This is a genomic window from Thermoleptolyngbya sp. PKUAC-SCTB121 (assembly GCF_016919485.1).
Classification (GTDB): domain Bacteria; phylum Cyanobacteriota; class Cyanobacteriia; order Elainellales; family Elainellaceae; genus Thermoleptolyngbya; species Thermoleptolyngbya sichuanensis.
Window position 1 is genome coordinate 3497866 of record NZ_CP070366.1, and the last position, 11857, is coordinate 3509722.

Annotated in this window: 8 protein-coding genes; 2 read left to right on the top strand and 6 right to left on the bottom strand. The window is 54.6% G+C overall.

What is annotated here, in order from left to right:
- Window positions 1-28: 28 nt before the first annotated feature.
- The 5 genes from pstA to JTM80_RS14465 form a co-directional block, all read right to left on the bottom strand.
- Window positions 29-949 carry a phosphate ABC transporter permease PstA gene (gene pstA, locus JTM80_RS14445; protein ID WP_172357213.1) on the bottom strand — a complete coding sequence of 307 codons (921 nt, stop codon included), beginning with the start codon at window positions 947-949 and terminating at the stop codon, window positions 29-31.
- Window positions 946-1881, bottom strand: coding sequence for a phosphate ABC transporter permease subunit PstC (pstC, locus tag JTM80_RS14450; RefSeq protein WP_172357211.1), 936 nt, complete (start codon window positions 1879-1881; stop codon window positions 946-948). The genes pstA and pstC overlap by 4 nt, the downstream gene beginning before the upstream one ends.
- A gap of 398 nt (window positions 1882-2279) precedes the next feature.
- Entirely contained in the window at window positions 2280-3347 is a 1068-nt protein-coding gene (locus JTM80_RS14455; RefSeq protein ID WP_172357209.1) for a PstS family phosphate ABC transporter substrate-binding protein, read from the bottom strand.
- A gap of 328 nt (window positions 3348-3675) precedes the next feature.
- Window positions 3676-4245, bottom strand: coding sequence for a DUF4126 domain-containing protein (locus JTM80_RS14460; RefSeq protein WP_172357207.1), 570 nt, complete (start codon window positions 4243-4245; stop codon window positions 3676-3678).
- Between the two features lie 443 nt (window positions 4246-4688).
- On the bottom strand, window positions 4689-5864 hold the full coding sequence (locus JTM80_RS14465; protein WP_172357205.1) for a bifunctional sterol desaturase/short chain dehydrogenase: 1176 nt from the start codon (window positions 5862-5864) through the stop codon (window positions 4689-4691).
- A gap of 629 nt (window positions 5865-6493) precedes the next feature.
- Here JTM80_RS14465 and JTM80_RS14470 point away from each other — a divergent pair.
- Window positions 6494-7378: an SDR family oxidoreductase gene (locus JTM80_RS14470; protein ID WP_172357203.1), complete on the top strand. Its 885-nt coding sequence runs from the start codon at window positions 6494-6496 to the stop codon at window positions 7376-7378.
- A gap of 290 nt (window positions 7379-7668) precedes the next feature.
- Here JTM80_RS14470 and JTM80_RS14475 read toward each other — a convergent pair whose 3' ends face one another.
- Window positions 7669-8067, bottom strand: a complete 399-nt coding sequence (locus JTM80_RS14475; protein WP_172357201.1) for a hypothetical protein — start codon at window positions 8065-8067, stop codon at window positions 7669-7671.
- Window positions 8068-8728: 661 nt separating this feature from the next.
- Here JTM80_RS14475 and JTM80_RS14480 point away from each other — a divergent pair.
- The gene (locus tag JTM80_RS14480; protein WP_172357199.1) at window positions 8729-11728 is read left to right on the top strand and encodes an ATP-binding protein; all 3000 of its coding nucleotides are present in this window, start codon (window positions 8729-8731) and stop codon (window positions 11726-11728) included.
- Window positions 11729-11857: the final 129 nt, after the last annotated feature.

The following is an 11857-nucleotide window of genomic DNA, read 5'->3' on the forward strand; positions in this document are numbered from 1 at the left end:
ACTTGGCGATCGCCCCCATCCCAAGAACCTAAAACTTGCGCTGGAACCTATTTCGCAGATAAATCGCAACAGAGTTCATCAGCAGCAATAGAACCATCAGCACGATAATCCCGGCTGCTGCGTTGATATGAAACGGCCTCTGAGGGCGAGACACCCAGTTGTAGATCTGAATCGGCAGCGCCGTAAACGGATCTTTCCAGGACTCCGGCAAGAACGAAATAAACGTCAGCGCCCCAATCGTAATTAGCGCTGCCGTTTCGCCAATCGCACGAGATAGCGCCAAAATTGTTCCTGTCAAAATCCCCGGAAACGCCAGAGGCAAAATCTGATCCCGCACCACCTGCCAGCGCGTCGCCCCCAGCGCAAAGCCCGCCAACCGGAGGCTATCGGGCACCGTCCTCAGCGCCTCACGAGTGGACACAATGATCACCGGCAGCACCAACAGCGCCAGCGTCAGCCCGCCTGACAACAAACTGCGTCCGCCCGTAATCGGCTCCATCAAGCGCACAAACGCCGCCAGACCCAACAGCCCGTAAATAATCGAAGGCACACCCGCAAGGTTGGAGATATTAATCTCGATGAAGTTTGCAAGCCAGCCATCCGAGACAAACTCTTCCAAAAAGATGCCTGCACCGATGCCAATCGGAAAAGAAAAGAGCGCAACAATAAACAGCAGGTAAATCGACCCCACCAGCGCCGATAGCAGACCTGCCTCCTCTGCACGACGCGAGGGAAAGCTAGTAAGAAACTGCCAATTCAGGCGGGGCAGACCATCTGTCAGCACATCAATCAGCAAAATCGCTAGAACCAGCAGCGAAATTATGATAGCGATCAAGGTCGCAAGCCTAAAGACCCTGTCCCAGCGATAGCGCTGTGCCATTGCGGGCCTGAACTGGCTCTCTTGCGCTGGCGAAAAGTCGCCCGAAATCTGAGGATTTTGAACTGTCATTCGTACTTCTCCCGGAAACGACGGACGACCCAGAAGCTAAGAATGTTGAGCGCTAGGGTCATCAGGAACAAGGTCATCCCAACCGCAAAAATAGACTTATAAGCCAGCGATCCCGCAGGCGTATCTCCCAAACTGACCTGCACGATAAACGCCGTCATCGTCATCACAGGTACTAGTGGGTTGAAGCCCAGCGTCGGGTTTTGTCCGGCTGCCAGCGACACGATCATCGTTTCACCAATAGCGCGGGACACCGCCAAAATGAACGATGCCACAATGCCCGACAGCGCTGCCGGAACCACGACCGACGTAATCGTCTCGCGCTTGGTCGCGCCAATCGCGTAGGCCCCCTGACGCAGGCTATCCGGCACCGAATAAATCGCGTCTTCGCTCAGCGAGGCAACCAGGGGAATAATCGAAACGCCCAGAATCAGACCTGCACTGAGTGCGTTAAAGCCCTGTAGCCCGGGAATAAATCGTTGTAAAAACGGGGTCACCGTGAGCAGCGCAAAATAACCAAACACCACGCTAGGCACACCCGCTAGAATCTCAAGCGCGGGCTTCAGCCACTTCCGAATCTTAGGATTGGCATACTCACTTAAATAAATCGCCGCCAGCAGCCCCAAGGGCAGTGCTACCAAGATCGCAATTCCTGTCGTTAGCAGCGTGGCGCTAATCAGCACCCAAATGCCGTACTGAGCATTAGAAAATAGAGGAGTCCATTGGCGATCGGTCAAAAACCGCCAAAGTGGAACCTCCTGGAAAAACTCGAAAGTTTCAAAAATAAGGGTTAGAACAATACCAAAAGTCGTCACCACAGAAATCAGCGCAAAAGCACCAAAGATAGACTTCACAATACCTTCGGTTCTTTTGCTGAGCTGGCGATTTGGCTGCCAAAGCCCGGATGATTGTTCGCTGGGTAAGCCGCTATTCATGCCAGATAGCCTGTAAAGAGAACAAAGGACACCAATCAAAAAACAGATACGCCGACAACTGCTAATAAATAGTCAGGGACACCTCAAGTAATTGCTTAATGCAAAACTACAAGCTAAATACCTCGAAAGGTACCTTGGTTAACTGCTTTGTCGCGCAATTCAATTACACACAGCATTATTCGGCAAATCACGCAGGGAGCTACAAAACCTTTGTCTTCCAAAGTGACGTGTACCTCACCACATCAGGAAATGCTGCATATCGAGATATTCTAATAAGGCCCCTTACTTTTTCGAGGTTCCCTAAACTACGTCGCAGGGTAAGAAACCTACGGATGGCTGGGGTAGCTACTTAGAACTCTAAGCGCTACCCCAATCCAACAAGATCAAGCAAATATGACCTATTCCTTCTTCAGTAGGTCAACTAGCTTGAGACCTACAGCAGGGCTGCCGCCAAACACACTGCCAGTCTTGCGCTGCTCGATCCGTGCTTCAGCCAAATCCTCAATCTCGGCCGGCAGGGGCACGTAGCCTACTTCAGAAATGAGGTTGGCGTTGGCCGGGTCGATCTGGAAACGGGCAAAGGCCGCCACAGCAGGATTGTCCAGAGAAGTGGTCTTGATGTAGAAGAACTCAGGACGAGACAGTGGCGTATAGGTGCCATCAGCGATGGTTTCTGCGCTGGGCGCAACGCAACCGTTGCCGTTGTCAATTTCAACCAGCTTCAGTCTGTCCCTGTTTTCTTCGTAGTAGGCAAAGCCAAAGAAGCCTAATCCGCCCGGATCAGAAGCTACACCCTGCACAATCACGTTGTCGTCTTCACTGGCGGTGAAGTCACCCCGGCTTTCGCCTTCTTCGCCGACGATGGCAGCAGTGAAGTAGTCATAGGTGCCTGAGTCGGTGCCGGGGCCATAAAGACCAAGAGGAAGATCGGGGAAATCAGGGCGAATCTGGTTCCAGTTGCGGATGGTGCCCTGAGCAGCGGGTTCCCACATTTTCTTTAGATCGTCCACAGTCAAGCAGGTAGCGAACTCGTTGCTGGGATTGATCACCACCGAGAGACCGTCATAGGCGATGGGCACTTCGATGTATTCGATGCCGTTTTGCTTGCAGAGCTCAATTTCTTCTGCTTTGATCGGGCGGGAAGCGTTGGAGATGTCAGTTTCACCCGCGCAGAACTTCTTGAAGCCACCGCCCGTGCCAGACACGCCGACCGTGACGCGAACGCCGGGGTTTGCTTTCATGAATTCTTCTGCCATTGCTTCGGAGATGGGGAAGACGGTGCTGGAACCATCAACCAGCACGCTACCCGTCAAATCAGAAGTGCCGCCACCTGCTGCGGGACTTTCGGCAGTGGTGGTGCCGCCGCCCGTTGTGGTGGTGCCGCCACAGGCAACTGCGAGTGCCAAAGAAGCGGCCGTCAGAGCGGCCAGAGTGGCAGAACGCTTGGAACGAAGATTAAATGCCATATCCAGAGATTCCTGTAGGGTTTGTTTCTGTCAAACGTTGGCATTCTACAGTTTCATCGTAAAGAAGAGGTTAAGTTTGCCCGAAAAAGTGTATCCCAGATGACTGAAAATCCCTGTAAAGAAGACGGATGCGGTCTGATGGTGGCGATCGCCTCTCGATAAATCCCTTACAGCATGGACGTTTCGAGGCCCCAGCCACGTCCACCTAAATTGCATTGAGAAAACTTCCTAAAGTCTTCTTGCGATAGGTCACGAAATCGCCATCAGGCTTCCAATCTCTCCTGATTGCTTCTTTACTGAGCGCTAAATGTTGCCAGAGTGTTGCCCTCTATCGGAAGCGGCGGCGACGACCAAAGAAACGCCACACTTTATAGGCTGCAAAGCACAGAAGACCCAGGATGACAATTCCGGTGAGCAGTGGAATCAGGATTGCCATCACTGAAATGACAGACGACGTGAATAGCTCCATCGTGGAAAGGGCCGGGTTGGCGATACCGCCCGTGGTGGCAGTAGACGTGAGGCGGGCCACGTCGGTCATGCCCTTGGTGAGTCCGGCGGCTCCGGCTCCGGCGATAATGGCCAGCGTCCACTGGAGAAAGGGGCTGATATCGACCAGGGTAGAGGCCGTCAGCACGGCTCCGGCGACAAGGGCGGCAGGCGTGGTGATTAGATCCAGAATTTCGTCTACCCAAGGGATGTAGTAGCCCGCAATCTCTACCCCAGTGGCTACTGCAAAGGCCGTGATGGCGGCTGGAGAGCCGATCCACTCAAAGCCCTGAGCGGGTGTCATGTGCCCGGTAGCAGTGGCAATACTCATGACCAAGAATGGGACAAATAGCCGAAACCCGGTGGCCGCGCTAAGGCTAACGCCTGCTAGCAAGCTAATCAAAGTTTCCAAAGAGTCCTCCAGCCCTGAACCAGGGAGCTTTTAAAGAGCGTTGAGTAAAGTTAATTTTTCTAAAAAGCGAATTGTTTCAGCCTTATCTTGGAAACGCAATGTGCAACTTTCAATCTGCCCTCATCCCCCAACCCCTTCGCCCAAGTCAGGAGAAGGGGAGCGAGAGAGGCTTGAAGTCCCTCTCCCGCTCTGGGGGAGGGATTGAGGGTGAGGGGGATCGGCAAAGTTGCACATCCCGTCTTAAAACCAGTCAAAAACCAGTCTGGATCACTGGATTTTTCTAACTTGATTTTTCCAAAGTATTTTAGATGATTTCCAGCTAGGCGCGACAGATCTGGCCGCATCCAGACTCTTCTGCGGCGAGGGCAAACACTCATGACTCCTAATTACTCAGGGGCCATCTCTATTACTCAGGGGCCATCTCTATTTGGGATGTGCTGAGCTTATCGAGAAAAGAGGCGAAAATAGAGCGATCGCCCCAATTCTTTGATCGGAAACGCGATATAGGTCAGCGGGTTAATCGTCACGATAATGTCGCGGAAATCGCGCTTGGCCAGCGCCACGATCGCCCCAGCCACCCAGTTCGCATCCATGACACCGATGGGATTGAGGTTGCTCTTGAACGGGCCAAGGATGAGTTTGCGAACGACGCAGGGTGCATCTAGCCGCCGCAGCGTGATCAGGTCGCCCAAAGTCCGCTTCGACAGTTCATACAGCGGGCTGAGGGCAGGGCTGACCTCTGCTTCGGAGGTGTTGATCCAGAGTTCCTTCAGGGCCCGGTGTTCTGACTTTTGCACGGTGCTGAGGAAGATTTCCGCCAGATTCCACGCTGAAAACGTGTTGACCTGAAAGGATTTTTGGATGGCTTCGGGCGTGCGATCGCCATGCACGTTGATTCCGTGGTTGATGATCAAAATATCCACCGTTTGCAGCCGTTCCTCTAACTCAAACTCGCGGCCCGCACACCAGGACAGCACCTCGACGCGATCGCCAAAGTCAGCACCCTCGCAAGTGGTGATGGCGACGGGCTTTGCGCCCTGCTTTTGCAACTGGGCAATCAGCGCCCGCCCCAGCGTCCCCGATGCGCCCGTCACTGCGACCGTTTTGCCCCTTAGCGAAAGCGCCGTGCCCAGTAGTTTATCCACGATGGTAAAGTACCCGCAATAATAAGCGTTTCCCTGGTCAAAATGATGCCGCCAGTGGTACGTTCGGTTCACCGTCCACTGCGAGGGGATGGTGTCCAAATCGCCGGGTTTGTGCGTCAGATCGGTAGCCAACAGCCAGCCGCGCGATCGCGCGTATGCCGTGATCAAAAAACCCAGCGAGTAGAGACAGCCCGCCACCAGCGCTAGGTTCCGAGTCAGCGCCAACAGCATTACCCCTGCCCCCAGCATGGCGATCGCCTCTGGTACATCATTATAAAGTTGCGCCTGTTTATAGGCTTCCAGGCTGACGATGCTGAGGTCGCGGCGATAGGCCTTGTGGTGCAGGTTGTGGCTGCGCTGGAGCGGTTGCCAATAGTGCCCCGCAATGTGGTAGCCATCGCGCACCAGTTCGGCCAGCACAACGGAGGCTGCTGCCCACAAAGTAAAGCTGAGAAGACCGCCGGGGGTAATCATTTAGAAATAATCAAATAGAAATAATCAGAACCAAAAGGTTAAAAAGACGGCGCATCAGAGGTCTAACGCAGGGGCAATGCCCGATCTCTGATTGCTGCGGTATTGTGGAAATCATAGTCAGTGTAACGTAATGTGACATCGTTTCAGAAGTGCGATCGCGCTTCAAGAGAGTGCCTGCTGTGGACACGAATCTCGTCGATTTTTTGCGTAAGGATCTGAAAGATCCCCCTAAATCCCCCTTGTCAAGGGGGACCTCAGTGCGATCACGCTTCAAGAGAGTGCCTGCTGTGGACACACATCTCGTCGGTTTTTTGCGTAAGGATCTGAAAGATCCCCCTAAATCCCCCTTGAAGATCCCCCTAAATCCCCCTTGTCAAGGGGGACTTCCGATCCATCTCTCCCTGCTTCGGGTTCCTTCGGTTCCCCCCCTTACTCAAGGGGGGCTAGGGAGGATCAAAGCAGCGCCGCTTGAGTTCAGTTCCTCCCTTACTCAAGGGGGGCTAGGGGGGATCAAAGCAGCGCTGCTCAAGCATAGAAAAGTTGTGTGGACACAGCAGCCACAGAGCGCAGGGAAGAGCGCTGGCAAGCGTACAGAGTTTAGGTAGAGTTCAGGATTCAGGACAGGCGATATGTTTTTGGTAACTGGGGCAACGGGCGGACTGGGCAAGCGAATCGTTCGGCAACTGCGCGAGCAAGAGCGACCCGTTCGGGCATTTGTGCGGCTAACGTCCCGCTACGGTGAACTGGAAAAGCGCGGCGCAGAAATCTTCATCGGAGATCTGACCCAGGAACGCGATCTGCAAAAAGCGCTCCAGGGTGTGCAGTATATCATCAGCGCCCACGGCTCGAACGAAGCCAGTGGCGGGGCCCAGGCGCTCGACTATCGGGCCAACATCGACCTGATCGACCAGGCGAAGGCAACTGGCGTGCAGCATTTCACCTTCATTTCCGTCATGGGGGCCGACCGCAACTACGAAGACGCGCCCGTGTTCAAAGCAAAGGCAGCAGTAGAGAAATATCTGCAAGCCAGCGGGCTGAACTACACAATTCTGCGGCCGTCTGGCTTTGCGTCTAATCTCTTACCTCTAGCGGAACAGTTTCGCAAGAGCGGCGTGTATCTGCTGATTGGTGACCCCAAAACGCGCACCTCTATTATTAGCACTGATGATCTGGCCAAACTGGCGATCGCCTCGGCCACCACACCCGCCGCCCACAGGCAGACTTTCAATGCAGGCGGCCCGGAAATCCTGGAGCGCGGCGAAATTCCCAATATCTTTGCCCGCATCTTCAAAAAGGAGCCGATTTTGATCAACCCGCCGCTGCTGGCAATCGACGGGCTGCGGGCGGCAATTGGTCTGGTGAATCCAGAGCTAAAAGCATCGCTGGGCACCTTCCGCACGCTGCTAGCCAATGAGTTTTACACCACGCCTGCTGAGGTGGAGAAGCTTGAGTCTGCCTATGGCATTCAGCTAGAAACGGTGGAAACTTTTGTACGGCGATATCTCAGCGCTTAGGGTTTAGCGCTTAGGGTTTAGCGCTTGGGATTAAGCAGCGTAGGGCGTGTTTTAAAACCCGTCGATCCCCTCTAGCCCCCCTTAACGGGGAACCGAGCCGAGCTACTCCGGAAGTCCCCCTTTTTTCTAGCGAAGCGGCGCGTAAGCGCGGGGATTTAGGGGGATTGACTCAGGGCAATCAACGACCTAGAAAGTCTTAAGACACTGCCTAGCAACTTATCAAGCTGCTGCGCTGTTCCTGCAATTTGCAAAAACGGCAGCCATGCAAAAACGGCAGCCATCGAGCACGTCTAGCCCGTCTCATCCTTTGCTTCTTCAATGGGGCGAGCCTCGATCTCCACGGCCTGTATATCAATCGTGCCCGGTGGCGTGAGGCGATAGAATGCGCCTTTTTCGACCCGCAGCGCCTCGCCGCAGTTGGGGCAGCGGAGTTGGGTGCCGTTGATGCCTGCGGAGCGAGTGTCGCAGACGGGGCAGGGGGCTTCTACTAGGTTGCGGCTGAGCCACCAGCGAAAGGCAAAAAAGGCAATCACGGGCGTTAGAATCAGCAGCCCAATCAGCACGATAAAAGACTTCACCAGCCAGCCCAGCCCCACCATGCCCAGCAGCCAGGCGATCGCCAGCAAGGTTATCCAAAACCCCAGTCCTGACAGGGTAAACCGCACCCCCCCATAGCCGTTTTGATTCATGGCTGTCTCCCTAAACAATCGGGATTTCTGCGAATCCACTCCTTTATTGTGATAATGCGGATCATACCAAGCCCAGATGGAAAGCTCGAATTTCCCAGGAGAGATTTCCGAATCCTGGGTTGTTTCTGGACTACATTAATGCATTTAGGACTTACGCACTTGAAATGAAATTTTCCAGGTTTTGGACGATTTCTCACGGGCACAGCCCGTGAGAAATCGTCCAACTGCGTAAGTCCTAGCATTGAAAAACCTGGCCTAAAAATCAACTTTTGAAACAGACCCACTTGTAAATGCAGATTCCGCAAGCCACCTGGGGTTATATAGAAACAGCAGCGTGCGATCGCAGATTCACTGCGTAGGCGATTAGTGCTGAGGCGATTAGTGCGTAGGCGATAATACATCGCACTCTAGGCGCACTCTAAGCACACTATAGGCGCATCGCAGGGTGCTGTTAGGCCGTAGCCGTAACACACCATTTCATAGGCTTTGATGCTTTATGCTGGCGCTCGCACATTCCCCAAAGAGCGAACTGCAAAGAAATGCTGAGTGGCGGGGGTAGATGCTGTAAAGCCTATTGGACAGGGCAGATGATATGGGGCTAAAGCGTCAACTGAGGCAACTCACTGGTTTCCCTCTCCGGCGCAGAAGTCTTCTGGGTCTGTTGATTTTGCTTGTCGCTAGCTATCTGGGCAATCTGGCGCGATGGAACCTGTTTTTTAACATTGACCTGATTTTTGGCTCCATTGCCGTGTGGCTGGTGGTGGGGTTTTATGGGGTTCGGTGGGGCGTGTTGGCAGGGGCGCTGAGTGGTGTTTGTACCTACTTTCTGTGGGGACATTTCTACGCGGGCGTGGTTTTTACGCTGGAGGCGCTGTTTGTGGGTGTTTTGTTTTATGGCGATCGCCCCACAAACCGTCCAAACATCGTGCTGCTGGATGGACTCTTCTGGCTGCTGATCGGGGTTCCCCTGGGCTGGTTTTTCTATGCGGGCGTGTTGCAGGCCGACCCCTTCCAGGTGCAAATCATTTTGCTCAAGCAGCCTGTGAATGGCATCTTCAATGCGCTGGTTGCCAGCCTATTGATGACCTATTTGCCCATCCACCGCTGGCTAAATCGACCCAGCGCCATCAACTCTCTCGCTGTTCAGCAAACCTTGTTTAACCTGCTGGTGGCGTTTGTCTTTTTTCCGACGCTGCTGCTGATTGTGCTTGCCAGCCGCGATGTGGTGGACAATATTCGGGCCGAAGCCCGGGCCGATCTCAGTCGGGTATCGGGCTATGCCGTGGCAGCGCTGCGGTCGTGGCATCAGGAAAATCTGCGGTCGGCGAACGAACTAGCGCTGCAAGTCGTGCAGTATCACAAGACGGATCTGGAGCATTTGCAGCACCATCTCGAATCGACCCAACGGCTGCTGCCTGATCTGCGCCAAGTGCAGGTGTGGAATCGGGAGGGGCGGCTGCTGGTTTCCAGCCACAACAGATCGCGATCGAGCAATCGGTCTGATGAAGCGTTTGATGAGCCGTTTGGTAAAGCATTCGACGCGGCGATCGCCCCACTAAGCCCCTATGCAGCCCTGGCTCGACAGACACTCCAGCCGATTCTGTCGGATGTGGTGTCTGGTTCGCCGCCCTATGTCATCTGGAATTTTCCCATTGTACGGGATGGGCAGGTTGAAGGACTAATCACCAGTGAACTGACGCTCGATCGAGTCGAGTCCCTGCTGCGACAGAGCGCTGGCGACCAGGATTTGGATCTCACGCTCATTGGGCGGCGGCAGGTAGTGGTGTTAAGTACGCAGGGCGATCGCCCACCCGGTTCGCTGCTGCAACTGCCGGAGAATAGCAGCATTGAGCAACTGGATGAGCATTTCTACCAGCTATTTCCCGACAAACACCGGCCCATCATGGTGCGCTGGATCAACTCCTCCTTTGTGCAGGAAGTGCCTGTGGATGTAGGCCTGCCCTGGACGCTGGAAGTCATGGCTTCTGCCCAGCCGGATATGCGAAATATCCAGAGCATCTACTCTCGAAATTTGGCGCTGCTGCTGGCGATCGCGCTGCTGGCGCTGCTGGTGTCGGCGCTGGTGAGCCAGCGGATGGTGCGCCCCCTGTCCCGGCTTGCCCAGGTAACGACCAATCTACCCGACAAGCTGCTGGCTGGGCAGCCCATCGACTGGCCCGACAGCCAGATCACCGAACTCGCGTTTCTGGTCAAAAACTTTAGAACGATGGGCAAAACGCTGACCCAGCAGTTTGGCGCGATTCAGCAGGCGCTGAGCTACGAAGCATTGGTCAGGCGCATTACCGACAGCGTGCGCGACAGCCTGGACGAGTCACAGATTTTGCAGACGGCGGTGCAGGCGCTGGGGCAAGAGCTAAACCTCCTCTGTTGTGATGCAGCGCTCTACAGTGCCGACCAGAAGTATTCGACAATTCAGTACGAATATACAGTTGCCCTGCCGTCGGCGCTGGGCACGAGCTTTGCCATTCCCAACGAGTTTTCTGAGGTTCATGGTTTGCTGCTGCGGGGAGAATCCTGCCAGTTTTGCGCCGCGCTGCCCCATCCAGTCCGCCCCACTGCCTGCATGATGACGGTGCTGGCCCATCCAATTTGGGACGATCAGGGCGTGTTGGGGGATCTATGGCTATTTAAGCCGCAGGGCGAATGCTTTGAGGAGCCAGAGGTGCGGCTGGTGCAGCAGGTGGCCAGCCAGTGTGCGATCGCCCTGCGGCAGGCGCGGCTATATGAAGCGGCCCAAATTCAGCTCAAGGCACTGGAAGACTTGAACCTGCTCAAGGACGATTTTCTCAGCACCGTCTCTCACGAACTGCGAACCCCGATTACCAATATTAAAATGGCGATCAATATGCTGAAACTGTCGCAGCACAACGAGCGGCGCGAGCAATATCTAAAGATTTTAGAAGCGGAGTGCGAACGTGAGGCTAATTTAATCAACGACCTGCTCGATTTACAGCGCCTCGCCTCCGGGACACAGGCCCTTGAGCTGGAACCCATCTCCCTCCAGGACTGGGTGCTGCACATTGTCGAGTCGTTTCAGGAGCGCATCCGCAACCGCCAGCAGACTTTGCAGATTGAAATTTCCGACAAGCTGCCCGTCATCACGTCCGACCCAGCCTGCCTGGAGCGCATTTTGACAGAACTGCTCAACAATGCCTGCAAATACACACCGCCCGGTGAAAAAATTCGGGTGGCTGCTTGCGCTGTCGGCCCGTTTGACTGCGAAACTGCTGTGATGACTGAAACGACGGCTGAAACGACGACTGAAACGATAGCCAAAGCGACCGGGGGCGATCGCCCGTTTGCCCTCAAGCCCTTCGCTGCTGCCCCAAATCTCGCCTCAGCGCAAAATTTCGCCTCTCTTTACTCGTCTAATTCAGGCTTTTTTGTGCTGCGTGTCTGCAACTCTGGTGTGGAAATCCCCACCGAGGCGCTAGACCATATTTTTGAGAAGTTCTATCGCGTCCCTGGCATCGACCGCTGGAAACAAGGGGGCACAGGGCTGGGGCTGGCTTTGGTGCAAAAAATGACAGAACATCTGGGTGGCAGCATTCAGGTCGCCAGTGCCGCCCGACAAACCTGTTTTACCGTCGTGCTGCCCGTTGCTCCGCCCCACCAGGCAGCCCCCCAATCCACTGTATAGTCTTCCAGAGGTAAGGGAACTCTAGGAAAGATGAGCGATTGGGGGCTTTGTCCCCTCTTCTGGCGCTGGTATTTTAGAAAATATGGGGCACTTATGCAGTGGGAGGACTTCTTACGGGTCACGCCCGCA

Bases quoted from the DNA above. Each gene is read 5' to 3' on its own strand.
- pstC (WP_172357211.1), bottom strand. From the start codon at position 1,881: ATGAATAGCGGCTTACCCAGCGAACAATCATCCGGGCTTTGGCAGCCA.
- JTM80_RS14470 (WP_172357203.1), top strand. From the start codon at position 6,494: ATGTTTTTGGTAACTGGGGCAACGGGCGGACTGGGCAAGCGAATCGTT.
- JTM80_RS14465 (WP_172357205.1), bottom strand. From the start codon at position 5,864: ATGATTACCCCCGGCGGTCTTCTCAGCTTTACTTTGTGGGCAGCAGCC.
- JTM80_RS14455 (WP_172357209.1), bottom strand. From the start codon at position 3,347: ATGGCATTTAATCTTCGTTCCAAGCGTTCTGCCACTCTGGCCGCTCTG.
- pstA (WP_172357213.1), bottom strand. From the start codon at position 949: ATGACAGTTCAAAATCCTCAGATTTCGGGCGACTTTTCGCCAGCGCAA.
- JTM80_RS14475 (WP_172357201.1), bottom strand. From the start codon at position 8,067: ATGAATCAAAACGGCTATGGGGGGGTGCGGTTTACCCTGTCAGGACTG.